The sequence below is a fragment of the Microvirga sp. VF16 genome (genome assembly GCF_016864375.1).
Classification (GTDB): domain Bacteria; phylum Pseudomonadota; class Alphaproteobacteria; order Rhizobiales; family Beijerinckiaceae; genus Microvirga.
The window spans coordinates 4,857,501-4,872,660 of record NZ_CP069354.1 but is presented as its reverse complement, the minus strand read 5'-3'; the positions used below and the strand labels follow the sequence as shown (position 1 = coordinate 4,872,660).

The 15,160-nt window shown below is 63.9% G+C and carries 18 protein-coding genes; 4 read left to right on the top strand and 14 right to left on the bottom strand.

The features are described 5' to 3' along the window. Position 1: 1 nt before the first annotated feature. Both lysA and JO965_RS22875 read right to left on the bottom strand, forming a co-directional pair. Entirely contained in the window at positions 2-1,270 is a 1,269-nt protein-coding gene (gene lysA, locus JO965_RS22880) for a diaminopimelate decarboxylase (protein ID WP_203441252.1), read from the bottom strand. A gap of 9 nt (positions 1,271-1,279) precedes the next feature. Next, positions 1,280-1,528 carry a lipoprotein gene (locus JO965_RS22875; RefSeq protein ID WP_203441251.1) on the bottom strand — a complete coding sequence of 83 codons (249 nt, stop codon included), beginning with the start codon at positions 1,526-1,528 and terminating at the stop codon, positions 1,280-1,282. A gap of 169 nt (positions 1,529-1,697) precedes the next feature. On the opposite strand from JO965_RS22875, the gene JO965_RS49215 reads away from it, so the two are divergent. Next, entirely contained in the window at positions 1,698-2,345 is a 648-nt protein-coding gene (locus JO965_RS49215; RefSeq protein WP_305846559.1) for a TlpA disulfide reductase family protein, read from the top strand. Here JO965_RS49215 and JO965_RS22865 read toward each other — a convergent pair. The 8 genes from JO965_RS22865 to purC form a co-directional block, all read right to left on the bottom strand. Then, the gene (locus tag JO965_RS22865) at positions 2,342-2,659 is read right to left on the bottom strand and encodes a hypothetical protein (protein WP_203441250.1); all 318 of its coding nucleotides are present in this window, start codon (positions 2,657-2,659) and stop codon (positions 2,342-2,344) included. The two genes, JO965_RS49215 and JO965_RS22865, sit on opposite strands and share 4 nt — an antisense overlap. Before the next feature lie 186 nt (positions 2,660-2,845). Continuing rightward, a complete protein-coding gene (gene grxD / locus JO965_RS22860; RefSeq protein ID WP_009763309.1) occupies positions 2,846-3,181 on the bottom strand; it encodes a Grx4 family monothiol glutaredoxin in 336 nt (111 codons plus the stop codon). A gap of 44 nt (positions 3,182-3,225) precedes the next feature. Next, positions 3,226-3,462 (bottom strand): BolA family protein, encoded by a 237-nt coding sequence (locus tag JO965_RS22855; RefSeq protein WP_203441249.1) that lies wholly within the window; start codon positions 3,460-3,462, stop codon positions 3,226-3,228. Between the two features lie 12 nt (positions 3,463-3,474). Beyond that, positions 3,475-5,685, bottom strand: a complete 2,211-nt coding sequence (gene purL, locus JO965_RS22850) for a phosphoribosylformylglycinamidine synthase subunit PurL (protein WP_203441248.1) — start codon at positions 5,683-5,685, stop codon at positions 3,475-3,477. Positions 5,686-5,949: 264 nt separating this feature from the next. Next, positions 5,950-6,648 carry a phosphoribosylformylglycinamidine synthase subunit PurQ gene (gene purQ / locus JO965_RS22845; RefSeq protein ID WP_203441247.1) on the bottom strand — a complete coding sequence of 233 codons (699 nt, stop codon included), beginning with the start codon at positions 6,646-6,648 and terminating at the stop codon, positions 5,950-5,952. A gap of 7 nt (positions 6,649-6,655) precedes the next feature. Next, on the bottom strand, positions 6,656-6,895 hold the full coding sequence (gene purS, locus JO965_RS22840; protein ID WP_203441246.1) for a phosphoribosylformylglycinamidine synthase subunit PurS: 240 nt from the start codon (positions 6,893-6,895) through the stop codon (positions 6,656-6,658). A gap of 229 nt (positions 6,896-7,124) precedes the next feature. Continuing rightward, positions 7,125-7,664: a hypothetical protein gene (locus JO965_RS22835; RefSeq protein ID WP_203441245.1), complete on the bottom strand. Its 540-nt coding sequence runs from the start codon at positions 7,662-7,664 to the stop codon at positions 7,125-7,127. A 102-nt stretch (positions 7,665-7,766) separates the two neighbouring features. Further along, a complete protein-coding gene (purC, locus tag JO965_RS22830) occupies positions 7,767-8,561 on the bottom strand; it encodes a phosphoribosylaminoimidazolesuccinocarboxamide synthase (protein WP_203441244.1) in 795 nt (264 codons plus the stop codon). Between the two features lie 240 nt (positions 8,562-8,801). Between purC and JO965_RS22825 the strand changes: the two genes are divergently transcribed. Together JO965_RS22825 and JO965_RS22820 are read left to right on the top strand one after the other, a co-directional pair. Continuing rightward, positions 8,802-9,125 (top strand): DUF1476 domain-containing protein, encoded by a 324-nt coding sequence (locus JO965_RS22825; RefSeq protein ID WP_203441243.1) that lies wholly within the window; start codon positions 8,802-8,804, stop codon positions 9,123-9,125. A 63-nt stretch (positions 9,126-9,188) separates the two neighbouring features. Then, positions 9,189-9,959 carry an HpcH/HpaI aldolase/citrate lyase family protein gene (locus tag JO965_RS22820; protein WP_203441242.1) on the top strand — a complete coding sequence of 257 codons (771 nt, stop codon included), beginning with the start codon at positions 9,189-9,191 and terminating at the stop codon, positions 9,957-9,959. Here JO965_RS22820 and JO965_RS22815 read toward each other — a convergent pair. Both JO965_RS22815 and JO965_RS22810 read right to left on the bottom strand, forming a co-directional pair. Further along, the gene (locus JO965_RS22815) at positions 9,956-10,639 is read right to left on the bottom strand and encodes an alpha/beta hydrolase (protein ID WP_203441241.1); all 684 of its coding nucleotides are present in this window, start codon (positions 10,637-10,639) and stop codon (positions 9,956-9,958) included. The two genes, JO965_RS22820 and JO965_RS22815, sit on opposite strands and share 4 nt — an antisense overlap. Continuing rightward, positions 10,636-11,280, bottom strand: a complete 645-nt coding sequence (locus JO965_RS22810; RefSeq protein ID WP_203441240.1) for a DNA-3-methyladenine glycosylase — start codon at positions 11,278-11,280, stop codon at positions 10,636-10,638. The genes JO965_RS22815 and JO965_RS22810 overlap by 4 nt, the downstream gene beginning before the upstream one ends. 35 nt (positions 11,281-11,315) lie before the next feature. On the opposite strand from JO965_RS22810, the gene gluQRS reads away from it, so the two are divergent. Then, positions 11,316-12,209, top strand: coding sequence for a tRNA glutamyl-Q(34) synthetase GluQRS (gene gluQRS, locus JO965_RS22805; RefSeq protein ID WP_203441239.1), 894 nt, complete (start codon positions 11,316-11,318; stop codon positions 12,207-12,209). Here the strand turns inward: gluQRS and JO965_RS22800 are convergent. Then, entirely contained in the window at positions 12,188-13,105 is a 918-nt protein-coding gene (locus JO965_RS22800) for an AEC family transporter (protein ID WP_203441238.1), read from the bottom strand. The two genes, gluQRS and JO965_RS22800, sit on opposite strands and share 22 nt — an antisense overlap. A 5-nt stretch (positions 13,106-13,110) precedes the next feature. Further along, entirely contained in the window at positions 13,111-15,144 is a 2,034-nt protein-coding gene (locus JO965_RS22795; RefSeq protein ID WP_203441237.1) for a M23 family metallopeptidase, read from the bottom strand. Positions 15,145-15,160: the final 16 nt, after the last annotated feature.

The following is a 15,160-nucleotide window of genomic DNA, read 5'->3' as shown; positions in this document are numbered from 1 at the left end:
TTCAGCCCAACCAACCCGGAATCTTATCGAGCCCAATGAGCTCATCGTAGCTCGGGCGCGGGCGCACCACCGCATGATCGTCGCCACGCACGAGCACTTCGGGCACGAGCAGGCGCGTGTTGTAAGTGTTGGCCTGGACGGCGCCATAGGCACCGGCCGTCATGATGGCGATGAGGTCGCCGACTTTGACCTCCGGCATGTCACGGGAGAGGGCGAGGTAATCGCCGGTCTCGCAGACGGGACCGACCACGTCGGCGACGATGCGCGGCGTGTCGGGAGACGCCGCGACGACCGGCTTGATGTCGTGATGGGCCTCGTAGAGTGTCGGGCGGATGAGATCGTTCATCGCAGCATCGACGATCACGAAGGGTTTGTCGGCGCCCTGCTTCACATAGATCACCCGGGCGATGAGCACGCCGGCATTACCGGCGATCATGCGGCCCATCTCGAACACGAGCTTGAGGCCCAGATCCTTGGTGTGGCGCTTGATGATCGCCGCATAGGCCTGCGGATCGGGCGGGGGCTCGTTGTCCTCGCGATAGGGCACGCCAAGGCCGCCGCCGAGATCGATGTGATGCAGCTTGTGCCCGTCGGCCATCAGGTCGCGGGCGAGCTCGGCGAGAAGCGCGGTCGCATTGTCGTAAGGAGCAAGATCCGTGATCTGGCTGCCGATATGCATGTCGACGCCGGTAACCTCAATGCCCTTGAGCGCGGCAGCATGCGCATAGACCTCGCGGGCGCGGGCGATGGGAATGCCGAACTTGTTCTCGGACTTGCCGGTCGAGATCTTGGCATGGGTCTTGGCGTCCACATCCGGATTGATGCGGATCGAGATGGGAGCGCGCACGCCCTTGGAGAGGGCGACCTCCGAGAGCGCCTCGAGCTCGGGCTCCGATTCCACGTTGAAGCAGAGGATGCCGCTCTCGAGCGCGAAGGCCATCTCGGCCTTCGTCTTGCCGACACCGGAGAAGACGATGCGCTTGCCGGGAACGCCGGCCGCCAGCGCGCGGCGCAGCTCGCCCTCGGACACGATGTCCATGCCGGCCCCGAGGCGTCCGAGCGTCTTGAGCACCGCCTGATTGGAATTCGCCTTCATGGCGTAGCAGACGAGGGCGTCCGTGTAGGCGAAGGCCTCGGAGAAGACTTTGTAATGCCGTTCCAGCGTGGCTGACGAATAGCAATAGAACGGGGTGCCGACCTCATCGGCGAGGCGGCGCAGATCGACGCCCTCCGCGTGGAGGATGCCGTCACGATAAGCGAAATGGTGCATCGAAAAAGCCTAAAGCAACGGATCGAGAATAAAGGGCTTGTTCGGAATCGTGTAGCCCTGGCTAGGCCTGGAGCGGGGCGTGCCGACCGGGGAGGGTAGGGTCGAGTCGCTCGTCGGGGTCTGCGTCTGGGTCTCGGCCGCCTGCGCCGATGCATCCGGCGGCGGTTCGAGCGCGCCGCGACGGCCGCAGGCGCTCAGACCGAGAACGAGAAGGCCCGCCACGAGGACTGCGCGGGGGAAAGTCAGGCTGGACGACATTACAAGCTCCGAAACGTGGCCGCACCATAGCGAGAAGAGGCGACGGAGGCGAGAGGCAAGGTGTGGATTGCAACAGGCTCCGCTTCCAACGCTTTCGTGATGGGGCGGACGGCCGCGCTTCCGTATTCAGGGCTTGAGGCTTAAGCCGAAAAGCGCCACATCACGGGCCATGTCGAACGCAGTGAAATCCCGGAAAAGCTGGCTGGTTGGCCTCGCGGCCATTGTTCTCGTGGGGGCCGGTGCGGCCTGGTACGGCCTCGCGCCTCGCGATCCCATGGCCGCTGGTGTTGCGGAGTGCCGTGCCTCGAAGCCTACAGCCGAGCGCCTGAAGCCGCTGGCCAAGGGCGAGGTGGCCGCCGTTGGGGTGAGCAGCACTCCGAAGCCGCCTCCGGTGATTTCATTCGCGGGTCCTGAGGGCCAGCCAATGAATCTCACCGACTTCAAGGGCAAGACGATCCTGGTCAATCTCTGGGCGACTTGGTGCGTGCCGTGCCGGGAGGAGATGCCAGCCCTCGACAAGCTCCAGGCGGAGCTGGGCGGCTCCGATTTCCAGGTCGTCGCGATCAATGTCGATACTCGCAATCGCGAGAAGCCCAAGGCTTGGTTGCAGGAGAACGGCATCAGGAATCTGGCCTATCACGCGGATCCGGAGGGCAAGCTGCTGCAGGTGCTGCAGAAGTCCGGTCATGTGGTGGGCCTGCCGACCACCTTCGTGGTCGATGCCTCGGGCTGCGAGATCGCCCTGCTGAAGGGGCCAGCGGAATGGGCCTCGCCCGACGCCGTCACCTTCATGAAAGCGGCTTTGGGCCGGTCCTAAGCCGGAAACGCTCCGCCGCCGTCCGGGACGCCGATCGTTCCGCTGAAAGCCGGCTTCGAGAGCCGCCAGGGCCGGTCCATGGCCTGACGGGCTTCACCACGCTGAAACCGGCGCGGAGTGCCGTCGGCCAGGATCTCCTCGATCACCAGGAACCCCAGCGCCTGCAGCATCACGGCCGCCATCTTGGTGGCTCGGTCATCCGCCCGGATGGAGAGCGAGCCGGCGGCATAGATCCGCTCCATGAGGCTCTTGGGATGATGCGTCACGGCCTTACGTGGCTTGAAGGCGACGACGTTGGTTTCCGGTTCGATCATGGGACAGCCCCTTCTCACCGCTCCTTATTATTCTGTGGTGAGCGGCTCTTCTGTTGTGTTCAGCACACTTCATTGTGCCGGAAACTGAGCCGTTTAAGGAATGCGACATAAGACGCCCCTGTAGCGGAGGCTCAAATGGAAAAGGCGGGGCATAGGCCCCGCCTCAATCTCGCCAGTCCGAAGCTCTCAGGCGCTCTGCTGAACCTGGATGCCCTTGTCGGCGAAGAGCTGCTGCAACTCGCCGGCCTGGAACATCTCGCGGGTGATGTCGCAGCCGCCGACGAACTCGCCCTTCACGTAGAGCTGGGGAATGGTCGGCCAGTTGGAATAGTCCTTGATGCCCTGGCGGATGGTCTCGTCCTCGAGCACGTTGACGCCCTTGTAGGGCACGCCGAGGTAGTTGAGGATCTGGACCACCTGGCCCGAGAACCCGCACATGGGGAATTGCGGCGTGCCCTTCATGAACAGCACGACGTCGTTGGACTTCACTTCGTTGTCGATGATCTGGTTGGCATCAGCCATGGAATTCTCCTTCATCCCGACGGTCAAGGCGCCGGGTTTGTGTCTCAATTGTCGGGTGCCAGAGTCGTTAATGCAAGGGCATGAAGCACGCCACCCATGCGTCCTTGCAGCGCTGCATAGACCATCTGGTGCTGCTGAACCCGTGATTTCCCCTTGAAGGCCGAGGAGGTGACGGTGGCGGCATAATGATCGCCGTCGCCGGCCAGATCCTTGATCTCGACCACTGCATCTGGCAGCGCGGCTTTGATCATGCTCTCAATATCGTGCGCATTCATTGGCATGAATCAAACTCCTCAGGACTTGCCGGTCATGTAGTCCGGCAGCCAGGCTTCGTGCGCTGCCTTCAATTGCTTCACGGATATGGCCTGCCGACCCGGCAGAATCAACGCATCGCCCCCGGTCAGCCCGAGCGTCACGGCCGGAATGCCGATGGCGCCCGCCTCGTAGAGGATGTCGGCGGCCACGTCCTCGTCGACGGCGATGAGGTAACGGGCCTGATCCTCGCCGAAGAGGAAGGCATGGAGCGGCAGGCTCTCAGGGAAAGCCGTGATCTCGGCGCCCACATTGCCGGCCATGGCCATCTCGGCGAGAGCCAGCGCGATGCCGCCGTCCGAGAGGTCGTGCACGGTGTCCACCTGTCCCGAGCGGATGAGCTGGCGCACGAAATCGCCGTTGCGCTTTTCTTGCGTCAGATCGACCGGCGGCGGAGCGCCTTCCTCACGGCCGCAGACATCGCGCAGATAGATCGACTGGCCGAGCCAGCCTTCCGTCGCGCCGATGAGGATGATCGCATCGCCCTCGCGCTTGAAGGCGATGGAGGCGTTGACCGTTACGTCGTCGATCAGGCCGACGCCGCCGATGGCGGGGGTCGGCAGGATGCCCTGGCCGTTGGTCTCGTTGTAGAGCGAGACGTTGCCGGACACGACGGGGAAGTCGAGCACCTTGCAGGCCTCACCGATGCCCTTCACGCAGCCGACGAACTGGCCCATGGATTCAGGCCGCTCGGGGCTGGCGAAGTTGAGGTTGTCGGTAATCGCCAGCGGCAGGCCGCCCACGGCAGTGATGTTGCGCCAAGCCTCCGCCACCGCCTGCTTGCCGCCCTCGAAGGGATCGGCCTCGCAATAGCGCGGCGTCACGTCGGTGGTGAGCGCGAGGCCCTTGGGCCCATCCTCGATGCGCACGATGGCAGCGTCGCCGCCCGGTGTCTGGACCGTGTTGCCGAGGATCAGGTGATCATACTGCTCCCAGACCCAGCGCTTGGAGCTCTGGTCCGGCGAGCCGACGAGCTTCAGGAGCGCCTCGGCTTCGGACATGGGAGCCTTCACGCCGTCCGGTGCGATCACGGGCTGCCTGGGGCTTTCCACCCAGGGACGGTCATAGAGAGGAGCTTCGTCGCCCAGTTCCTTGATCGGCAGATCCGCTTTTACCTCACCCCCGTGCTTGATCACGAAGCGCAGGGTATCAGTGGTCTTGCCGATGACGGCGAAATCCAGGCCCCATTTGTGGAAGATGGCCTCGGCCTCCTTCTCCATGCCGGGCTTGAGCACCATGAGCATGCGCTCCTGGCTCTCGGACAGCATCATCTCGTAGGCCGTCATGCCCTCCTCGCGGCAGGGCACCTTGTCGAGGTCGAGCTCGATGCCGAGATTGCCCTTCGCGCCCATCTCGACTGCGGAGCTGGTGAGGCCGGCCGCTCCCATGTCCTGGATCGCGATCACCGCGCCCGACTTCATGAGTTCGAGGCAGGCTTCCAGCAGCAGCTTCTCGGCGAAGGGGTCGCCGACCTGCACGGTAGGGCGCTTCTCCTCGGACGCATCGTCGAACTCGGCTGAGGCCATGGTCGCGCCATGGATGCCGTCGCGGCCGGTCTTGGAGCCGAGATAGACGATCGGGTTCCCGACCCCGGTGGCCTTCGCGTAGAAAATCTCATTCGTGCGGGCGAGACCCACCGCCATGGCGTTGACGAGGATGTTGCCGTTGTAGCGCTTGTCGAAGCCGACGCTGCCGCCGACGGTGGGCACGCCGAAGGAATTGCCATAGCCGCCGATGCCTGCGACCACGCCCGAGACGAGGTGAGGGGTTTTGGGATGATCCGGCTCGCCGAAGCGCAGGAAATTCAGCGACGCGATGGGACGTGCGCCCATGGTGAACACGTCGCGCAGGATTCCGCCAACGCCTGTCGCCGCGCCCTGATAGGGCTCGATGAAGGACGGATGGTTATGGCTTTCCATCTTGAAGATGCAGGCGAGCCCATCGCCGATATCGATCGCGCCTGCATTCTCGCCCGGTCCCTGGATCACCCAGGGCGCCTTGGTCGGCAGACCGCGCAGATGGATGCGGGAGGATTTGTACGAGCAATGCTCGTTCCACATGGCCGAGACGATGCCGAGCTCGGTGATGGTCGGCTCGCGGCCGATCAGGTTCACGAAGCGCTCGTATTCATCGGGTTTCAGCCCGTGCTCCTTGACCAGCTCCGGGGTGATGGCGACGTCGTTGCGGATCATCGGTGTCTCGCATTGTTACCCTCTCCCGTTTGGGAGAGAACGGACAATCAAGTGTCCTCAGTATCTGGCCGGAAAAGCGCCGGCAGCCCTCCTCCCCCTTGTGGGGAGGAGTTGGAGATGGGGGTGTGAGCACCACGCTGGTCCAGTTCAGCGCCGACACCCCCACCCTAACCCTCCCCACAAGGGGGAGGGGAAACTCGTGCCATATTCTTCCGTCAGGCCCTCGGAATGAGGGCTGCGGGGCGTCTCGTACCGCTTTGGATATCAGGCTGCTTTCGGAAAACTCGACACGAGGCTCTCAAACAGGCCGCGCCCATCGGTGCCGCCCACGAGGTTCTCGACCAGGTTTTCCGGATGAGGCATCATGCCGAGCACGTTGAGCTTGTCGGAATAGATGCCCGCAATCGCGTTCATGGAGCCGTTGCGGTTGGAATCCTGCGTAATGTGGCCTTGCGCGTCGGAATAGCGGAAAGCCACCAGCCCTTCGCCTTCGAGCCGCTTCAGCGTCTCTTCATCGGCCGTGTAATTGCCCTCGCCATGCGCTACGCAGACATCGATGGCCTGGCCCTTGGCGTAGTTCCGCGTGAACGCGGTGTCGTTGCGCTCGACCCGCAGGAACTGGCGATGGCAGATGAATTTCAGGTTGGCGTTGCGCATCAGGATGCCGGGAAGGAGGCCTGCCTCGCACAGGATCTGGAAGCCGTTGCAGACGCCGAGCACGAGGCCGCCCCGCGCCGCATGAGCGCGAACTGCATCCATGATCGTCGCGCGGCCGGCAATCGCACCGCAGCGCAGATAGTCGCCATAGGAGAAGCCTCCGGGCAGGACCACGAGGTCGGTGCCCTTTGGCAGTTCGGTTTCGGCGTGCCACACCTTCTGGGCGTCGGAGCCGGCCAGCTTGAGAGCCCGCACCATATCGCCTTCGCGATTGGAGCCGGGGAAGACGATGACGGCGGATTTCATGGAAGCCTCACGCGATCTCGACGCGGTAATTCTCGATGACGGTGTTCGCGAGGAGCTTCTCGCAGGCGGCCTTGAGGGCGGCTTCGGCCTTGGCCTTGTCGGCGGTTCCGAGCTCGATGTCGAAAACCTTGCCTTGGCGCACACCGTCGATGCCCTCGACGCCGAGCGACTTGAGGGCGCCTTCGATGGCCTTGCCTTGGGGGTCGAGAACGCCGTTCTTGAGGGTCACGGTGACACGCGCTTTCATGGGGGCCTCGGGCTGTTAAGATGTGCCCAACGCCATAAAGCCATTAAGCGCAAGAGACAACGGCCAGAGCATCGGACCCAAAAGTGATTTTGCACTTTTGGGTCCGATGCTCAATCCTTTAGGCAGCGCATTGTTTGAGCGGAAAACCGGGGCCACTTTTCCGCAGATGCGCTGAGAGCACGATCCGGTGAAGTGGAGGCCGGTTCACCGCAAGATCGTGCGGCAGGCATTATGTGCCCAATTCGCGGGCAGTGACCTGACGGGCGGTGTCCTTCACAACATCCGCGTTTTCACCGATCGCAAGAACGACTGTCAGTGCTTCTCCTTCGCGCTTGCCGAAGGCGGCGCCATAGGCCGGGCGCTTGCTGCCGTCCGCCGGGGCGAGATCGATGGCGAAACCCGGATAGGGGCCTGCCCGTAGGCGCTCGACCGTGATGAGGGTCTTCACCGGCCTCTCGCGGCCCGCGGGCGAGCGCAGGGCGCGAGCGAGGCGCTCCGGATCCTTCAGAAGGGCATCCGTGATCTCCGCATCCTTGCCCGTCAGACGAATGACGCTCACCGCGAGGCCCGGACCGCATACGGGCGGGGCGCAGAAGGACAGGGCGACCGGGTCGGACCGGTCCTCGGCCAGCCATTTGCGTAAGGGTAAGGCGTCCCAGGACGTGTCTGCCGGGAGGCCCGCGACCTGCCGGGGAATGTAGCCGCAGCTGGCAACGGACAGGGTGAGGGCCAGGATCAGAAAGCTGATACACAACGGGCGGACGGGCATGGGGCCAATCTATGCAGGAAACCGAGGGGAGGGGAATAGGCGCCCGTTCCAAAGAAAAGCCCGGCACGGGGCCGGGCTTTCATATCGTTAAAGCGCAGGGCCTTACTGCACGAGGCGCGGGCCGCCCGTGACCGGATTCTCGTTCTCGGACAGGATGCCAAGGCGGCGGGCAACCTCGGTGTAGGCCTCGACCAGCCCACCCATATCCCGGCGGAACCGGTCCTTGTCGAGCTTGTCCTTGGACTTGATGTCCCAGAGACGGCAGGAATCCGGGGAGATCTCGTCGGCGACAACGATGCGCATCATCTCACCCTCCCAGAGACGGCCCGTCTCCAGCTTGAAGTCGACGAGGCGGATGCCGACGCCGAGGAAGAGGCCGGAGAGGAAGTCGTTGACCCGGATGGCGAGCGCCATGATGTCGTCGATCTCCTGGGGCGAGGCCCAGCCGAAGGCGGTGATGTGCTCCTCCGACACCATCGGGTCGTTCAGGGCATCATTCTTGTAATAGAATTCGATGATCGAGCGGGGCAGTTGCGTGCCTTCCTCGATGCCCAGACGGGTGGCGAGGGACCCCGCCGCCACGTTCCGTACCACCACCTCGAGCGGAATGATCTCCACCTCGCGAATCAGCTGCTCGCGCATGTTCAGGCGGCGGATGAAGTGGGTCGGGATGCCGATCTCGTTCAGATGCTGGAAGAGGTATTCGGAGATCCGATTGTTGAGCACGCCCTTGCCGTCAATCACTTCATGCTTCTTGGCATTGAAGGCGGTCGCGTCGTCCTTGAAGTGCTGGATGAGCGTACCGGGTTCCGGGCCCTCATAGAGGACCTTCGCCTTGCCCTCATAGATGCGACGGCGACGATTCATAGGCGTGTACCGTGGTTTGAGAAAATCCATTTGCCGTGGCTCCTGGGGATGTTCATTTTTTAGATCCGCGGCTGGCGTTAAGCGCGGCTTTTCACCGGCGCTCCGCTTGAAGGGGCAACCTATCCGATCCCTCGGGCAAGCACAACGCGGGTAGAGGGCTGCAGGCCTGCGGCCTAGTGAAAGCACCGATTCAAAGATGGGGAGTGTCTAGCGGCGGCGCGAGTGCGCCCTTATATCGCATGAAGAACCAAGCTTAAGGAGAAAGATCAGATGACCGCTTTCGACGACCGCAGGAATGCCTTCGAGAAGCAGTTCGCCCATGATGAGGATCTGCGCTTCAAGGCGACGGCCCGTCGCAACAAGCTGTTCGGGCTCTGGGTTGCCGAGCGTCTGGGCAAGACCGGGGAGGACGCGGAGAGCTATGCCAAGAGCGTCGTTCTGGCTGATTTCGAAGAAGCGGGTGATGCCGACGTTCTCCGCAAGGTCAGCAAGGACCTCGAGGCCGCCGGCCAATCGGCAGGCGAGACCGAGCTGACCGCCAAGCTCGTCCAGTTGACCGAGCGCGCGATCGAGGAAGTTAAAGCGGGCCGTTAACGGCCCGCCTTCAGCGGCCGCACACCTCCAGGGTAAATTCAGAAAGCCTGCCGAAAGGGCATCATGCCGACCCATCCATCCTTTCCCGAGCGGCTGAAAGCCGGTTCTCCTCTGCTGACAGCCTGGTGCGGCATGCCGGATCCCACCGTGCCAGGGATCCTGGCCCGTGAGGCATTCGATGCCGTCGTGCTGGACATGCAGCACGGCTCGATCGACTATGCCGCCGCGCTGCAGGCGGTGCCGTTGGTCGCCGCCGCGGGAAAGCCGGCCCTGGTTCGTATTCCCGTGGGGGATTTCGCTTCCGCCTCGCGCTTCCTCGATGCCGGCGTCTCGGGCGTGATCGCTCCCATGATCAATACCATCGAGGACGCCAGGCGCTTCGCCGGGTTCATGAAGTTCCCGCCCGTCGGCGAGCGCAGCTGGGGTGCCTATGGGGCGCTTTCTCTTTCCGGGATGGGGCCGGACGAGTATCTGCAGCAGGCCAACAAGCTGACGGTCTCCTTCGCCATGGTGGAGACCCGCGAGGCTCTCGCCATCATCGACGACATCCTGGCCGTGCCGGGGATCGATGGAATCTTCATCGGTCCCTCGGATCTTTCGATCGCCCTCTCGGGCGGAAAAGGCCTCAATCCCACCGGCGCCGAGGTTGAGAAGGCTCTGGATCATGCGCTCGCCCGGGCGAAGGCCGCGGGCAAGGTCGCGGCCATCTATGCGGTGTCAGGAGCACGGGCTTCTGAACTCGTCCGGACGGGCTTCCACATGGTTTCCATCGGCAGCGACATCTCGATGCTCAGAGCCGGAGCTCACGCTGCCCTGGCGGCCGCACGGGCCTAGATGGCGCCGCGGCAGGGGAGACCGAAGGCCTGAGCCAGAAACAGGCCTCCCTGCCTGAGGCCCTCTTCGTCGATCCCATGGCCGAGGCCGATCGAGAGGTGCCATTGGAAGGGGATCTCAGCCGCGCTCAAAGCCTTTTTTCGAAAGAAGAACATCTCGACCGGGACCACGTCGTCCCGGTCCCCATGGACCAAGAGGATCGGGGGCTTCGATCGTGTCTCCTTAAGGCTCTCCGGCCCCTGCCCGTCCTCCAGCACCAGCAGGCCCGAATAGCCGACGATGGCCGCCGGGGCGGTCTGCCGGCGCAGGCCGACATGGAATGCCATCATGGCGCCCTGGCTGAAGCCGACGAGAGCAAGCTTCGATGCCGGTAGGGAATGCCGGGTAAGTTCCCGATCCAGAAAGGCGTCGAGTTGAGGGGCTGCATAGGTCACGCCGCGCCAGAATTCGCGCGGATCGGTCAGGGAGAGCGGAAACCATTCGCGCCCCATGGGCACATTGCTGCAGGGATCGGGCGCATGAGGTGCCACGAAGGTGGCATCCGGCAGCCAGTCACGCCATTGCTCGCCAAGCTCGATCAGATCGTTCCCGTCCGCTCCCAGGCCGTGAAGAAGAACGACGAGCTGCTTGGCCGTCCCGGATTTCGGAGCAAGGCGCGGGCTATCGATGGAAGCCGTCATACAGGTGCGCCCTCCCGCGATTTGATCACACGGTAATAGGCCCAGAGCATCTTGGCGGCCACGCCTCGCCAGGGGCGCCAGTTCTCAGCCAGAGCATTCAAGGCCTTGGCGTCCGGTCGCTGCTCCAGCCCATAGGCAAGGCGGGCCGCCTCCTGTACGGCTAGGTCACCACTCGGAAAGGCATCCGGATGGCCGAGGCAGAACAGCAGGTAGACGTCGGCCGTCCAGGGACCAATCCCCTTTACCCGTGTGAGGAGATCGTGGGCCTCTTCGGCGCCATGATTCCGCAGTTCGTCGAGGGGAAGCCTGCCTTCGACGATCTCCGTCGCCACGGCCCGCAGGGTCCTGACCTTCCCGGCGGAAAGCCCGGCCAACCGAAGGTCCTCGTCGGAGAGCCGGAGAAGGACATCCGGCGTCGGAGGTTCGAGGATCTGCCGCAGGCGGTTCCAGATGGCGGTCGCGCTGGCGGTGGAAACCTGCTGGCCGATGACGATCCAGGCCAGGCCCTCGAAGCCCGGGGGGCGCCTGCGCAGCTGCGGCGTGACCCCGCTCGCGACCAAGTTCGCCATCACGGGATCGGCCAGCGCCAACTCGCTCAGGCCCCTCTTGAGAACCGCATCCGTTTCGAGGAGGGTGGCCATTCCTTCACGTTCCTTTTGTCTCGCAGGCTCCCGTGATGAAGCCGGTTTTTCGATTCGCTCCCAGCCCCAATGGGCGGCTCCATCTGGGCCATGCCTATTCTGCCCTGCTCAACGCCGATTTCGCGCTCCGCCTCCAGGGGCGCTTCCTCCTGCGTATCGAGGACATCGATACCACACGGTGCCGGCCGGAATTCGAGACCGCCATCTATGACGACCTCGCCTGGCTCGGCCTGCACTGGGAAGTACCGGTGCGGCGGCAATCGGAACACTTCGCGGATTATCACGCCGCCTTCCTGAGACTGAAGGGGAGGGGAGTGGTTTATCCATGTTTCTGCACACGCAAGGACATCGCAGAGGCCATTGCCTGCCGGGAGACGGAGAGCGGTCAGGAATGGCCCCGCGATCCCGACGGCGCACCGCTCTATCCCGGCATCTGCCGGACCATGCCCAATGAGGAAGCTAGTCACCGGATCGTTGCTGGCGAGCCGTATGCCTGGCGTCTCGACATGGTGGCTCTGAAAAAGCTTGCGCCGGGGCCCTATCGTTTCCGGCGGTTCGACCGCGAAGGCCGAGAGGAAGCCGTCAATGCGGATCCCTGGCGCTGGGGTGATGCGGTGATCGTGCGCAAGGAAACGCCGACCAGCTATCACCTCTCCGTTGTGGTGGACGATGCCCTCCAGGGTGTCACCCATGTGGTCCGCGGCCAGGATCTCGAAGCTGCGACCGATCTTCACGTGTTGCTCCAGGCCCTGCTGGACCTGCCGACACCTCGCTATCACCACCATGGGCTCGTGCTCGATCCGGCGGGCGACAAGCTGGCGAAGAGCCGTCAGTCACGATCCCTGACCGAGTTGCGCGCGGAGGGTGCGACGCCTCAGGCGATTTGGCGGAGGCTCGGGTTTGGGCCTCAGCCGACGCCCAGCACGTAGAGCCAGACCAGGGTCGTGCCCAAGGCGAGGAAGGTCGACAGGGTGATGGCGCTGGAGGCGAGAGCCACGCCCTCCCCATAGCGCTCGGCGAAGAGATAGGCGTTGATGCCCGACGGGCAGGAGGCGAAGAGCACCGCGACTCCGGCCCAGACCGGCGGCATATCGAAGACATGGGTCGCCAACAGCAGCACGATCAGGGGATGCAGTACGAGCTTGAGGAACGAGATCACAGTCGGCAGCTTCCAGCCCATCTGCAGGCCGTAGCGGCGCAGAGCAATGCCCATGGAGATGAGAGCACAGGGCACGGCAGCGCTCGCCAGCAGGTCCATCACCTGCCAAGCCGGGGTTGGCACGTAAGATGCGATCGGGCGGCAGGCGGATCCGGCCAGGATTCCGACGACGATGGGATGGGTGAAGAGACGGCGCAGGACGACGAGCGGCGAGGCCTGGCGCCCTTCGGCCAGGATCGTCGCGAGGGTCATCGTGATGGGAAGATGGACCGCGATCAGAAGAAAGAGCGGGACGGCCCCCTCGTTCCCGTAGGCCTTGAGGATCATCGGGACGCCGACGAAGACCGTGTTCGCCTGACCCGCCGAGAAGCCGGCGACGACACCGGAAATGCCCTTGATTCCGAAGAAGCGCCGGCCGATCACCATGGCTAGAAGCCAGACCACGGCCACGCCGATAAAGTAGGAGATCCAGTAGCCCCAGGGCTGGACGTCCGGGATCTCGGCGCGCACCAGGGTGCGGAAGATCAGGCAGGGCAGAGACAGGGTGAAGACGAATTCGGACAGACCCTCTCCGGCTCTCTCGGAAATGAGGCCCGTCTGGCGCGCGACATAGCCGATGCCGATCAAGCCGAAGACCGGCAGCACAATCGCGAAAAGCTCAAGCATATGCTCTATCGCAACTCCGCGCGCTGGGAGAGAGCAGCGGAGGCGACGCTGTGAGACATCAGCTCGTCGACCTGCTCGCGCTGGCGCTTGAAATCGACCAATCCGCGGCCCTCGAGCTCTTTTCCGCGCGGCAGGCGGATCTTGAGAGGATCGACGAAGCTGCCATTGATGATCACCTCGTAATGGAGGTGAGGTCCGGTCGAGAGGCCGGAATTGCCCACATAGCCGATGACCTGGCCCTGCTGGATTCGTTTGCCGGGGCCGATGCCCTTGGCAAAGCTGGACATGTGGGAATAGGCCGTCACATAGCCGTTCGTATGCTGAAGTTCGACTCTGCGGCCATAGCCGGAATCCCACTCGGCCTTGATCACCGTGCCATTGCCGGCGGCGATGATGGGGGTGCCGACCCTGTTGGCCCAATCGACGCCGGTATGGGGCCGTGAATAGCCCAGGATCGGGTGGAAGCGCGAGCCGAAGCCCGAGCGCAGGATGCCGTCGGCGATGGGCTTGCGGATCAGGAATTTCTTGAGGGAACGGCCCGATTCATCGAAGAAATCGACCGCGCCATCCTCGCCCTGGTAGCGGTAGACGCGCCGCGCCTCTCCGCCCACCGTCAGTGAGGCATAGAGAACCTCCGGCGCACCATTCTCGTCATCCGAGCCATAGAAGATCTCGAAGGAATCGCCTTGGCTGACGCGGCGCTGGAAGTCTACATCGTAGCCGAAGATGCGCACCAGCTCGAACACGGTCTGGCGGGGCAGCTCGTTCTTGAGGGCCGTCTCGTAGAGGCTCTCATAGAGCCTCACACCGCCACGGCCGTCGTCTTCCTCCTCTTCAGAGGTTTCGGCCACCTGCCGGTTCGTCTCATCGGCGGGCGGCGTGACGGACACGAAGACGCCGCGGTCGTTTGTGGCTGCTATACCTTCGATACCCCGCTCTCCGAACGTGATTACACGCACAATCTGCCGAGGATCTCCGAGGCGGGGGCCGGGGGCTATGAGAATGCGGAGCCTCTGGCCTTCGGTCAGGCCCTCGACCTTGATGCGGGCGGCCAAAGCCGATGTGATCGCGGCGATCTGCTCGGGCGTGCCCCCATAGCTGCGTAAGGTCGTCTCAAGGGTTTCCCCCTTTTTGAGAACGACATCGCGCTCTTCGACGAGGGGCGCCATGGCCTTCTGCTCGACCTTGGGAAGATCGGTCACGTTCTCGGGCACGACTCGAACCTCGATCGTGCTGAAGGGCGCATCGACGACGCGGGCATAGCCCAGAGCATCACCCAACCCTTCCGGCTGCCGCAGGGTCCGCGACAGCATCTGCTGGGCCGGGATCGGCACGGAGGTTCGGCGCCCCGCCTCGTTGAAGACCCGCCGCTCCTCCTCCAGGATCGCGACCACATCACTATCCGTCAGGGAGGGAGCGGTCGCCGCGATGGCCACCATGGCAAGGTCGCGCCGGAGGACGGACACGTCCGCATCGGCGATCTCCGGCGTCGGCTCGACCCGCTGCTCGTCCATTCCCTCGGCGAACAGGCGCAGGGGGTTGAAGGGCGGAATATCGGCCGCATAGGTGCCGGCGGTCAGGGAGAGGTTCGTGGCGACGCGCACGAAATTGCGAACCTTGATGGCCTCGCGCTCGCCGCTGCGGATCGTCATCGGCGCCTTGAAACTCTGGCGCGCGGAGGACGTGTGCTCCGTCATGTTGAGCCGGTCGGCCTTGCGGGCCACGTTCGAACTGCGCTCCTCGTCGGTTCCTGAAGGAGCCCTGCCATTGAGAGCCGCCCGCTCCGGGGGGAGGGCAGATGTCGTCGCGCCTTCAAGGGCGATATAGATGGAAGCGCCGATCAGGGCCGCGCCCGTGACGCCGGTCAAGACGCTGGCGCCGAGCCAGCGCAGGTTCACCTCCCATTTGTCGACCTCCGGGGCCGCACCGCCATTGGTGTTGAGCGGCGGCTCGTGTCCGAGATCGATGCCGGACGACAGATGCGAGGCCGCCTTTCGGGAACCTCTGGCATGGCTGTCATCGGAAGGAGGGTGGCTCATGATCTCTGTCTGGTGT

Excerpts from the sequence above, each read along its gene's own strand:
- lysA (WP_203441252.1), bottom strand. The coding sequence starts at position 1,270 with ATGCACCATTTCGCTTATCGTGACGGCATCCTCCACGCGGAGGGCGTC.
- JO965_RS22875 (WP_203441251.1), bottom strand. The coding sequence starts at position 1,528 with ATGTCGTCCAGCCTGACTTTCCCCCGCGCAGTCCTCGTGGCGGGCCTT.
- JO965_RS49215 (WP_305846559.1), top strand. The coding sequence starts at position 1,698 with ATGTCGAACGCAGTGAAATCCCGGAAAAGCTGGCTGGTTGGCCTCGCG.
- JO965_RS22865 (WP_203441250.1), bottom strand. The coding sequence starts at position 2,659 with ATGATCGAACCGGAAACCAACGTCGTCGCCTTCAAGCCACGTAAGGCC.
- grxD (WP_009763309.1), bottom strand. The coding sequence starts at position 3,181 with ATGGCTGATGCCAACCAGATCATCGACAACGAAGTGAAGTCCAACGAC.
- JO965_RS22855 (WP_203441249.1), bottom strand. The coding sequence starts at position 3,462 with ATGCCAATGAATGCGCACGATATTGAGAGCATGATCAAAGCCGCGCTG.
- purL (WP_203441248.1), bottom strand. The coding sequence starts at position 5,685 with ATGATCCGCAACGACGTCGCCATCACCCCGGAGCTGGTCAAGGAGCAC.
- purQ (WP_203441247.1), bottom strand. The coding sequence starts at position 6,648 with ATGAAATCCGCCGTCATCGTCTTCCCCGGCTCCAATCGCGAAGGCGAT.
- purS (WP_203441246.1), bottom strand. The coding sequence starts at position 6,895 with ATGAAAGCGCGTGTCACCGTGACCCTCAAGAACGGCGTTCTCGACCCC.
- JO965_RS22835 (WP_203441245.1), bottom strand. The coding sequence starts at position 7,664 with ATGCCCGTCCGCCCGTTGTGTATCAGCTTTCTGATCCTGGCCCTCACC.
- purC (WP_203441244.1), bottom strand. The coding sequence starts at position 8,561 with ATGGATTTTCTCAAACCACGGTACACGCCTATGAATCGTCGCCGTCGC.
- JO965_RS22825 (WP_203441243.1), top strand. The coding sequence starts at position 8,802 with ATGACCGCTTTCGACGACCGCAGGAATGCCTTCGAGAAGCAGTTCGCC.
- JO965_RS22820 (WP_203441242.1), top strand. The coding sequence starts at position 9,189 with ATGCCGACCCATCCATCCTTTCCCGAGCGGCTGAAAGCCGGTTCTCCT.
- JO965_RS22815 (WP_203441241.1), bottom strand. The coding sequence starts at position 10,639 with ATGACGGCTTCCATCGATAGCCCGCGCCTTGCTCCGAAATCCGGGACG.
- JO965_RS22810 (WP_203441240.1), bottom strand. The coding sequence starts at position 11,280 with ATGGCCACCCTCCTCGAAACGGATGCGGTTCTCAAGAGGGGCCTGAGC.
- gluQRS (WP_203441239.1), top strand. The coding sequence starts at position 11,316 with ATGAAGCCGGTTTTTCGATTCGCTCCCAGCCCCAATGGGCGGCTCCAT.
- JO965_RS22800 (WP_203441238.1), bottom strand. The coding sequence starts at position 13,105 with ATGCTTGAGCTTTTCGCGATTGTGCTGCCGGTCTTCGGCTTGATCGGC.
- JO965_RS22795 (WP_203441237.1), bottom strand. The coding sequence starts at position 15,144 with ATGAGCCACCCTCCTTCCGATGACAGCCATGCCAGAGGTTCCCGAAAG.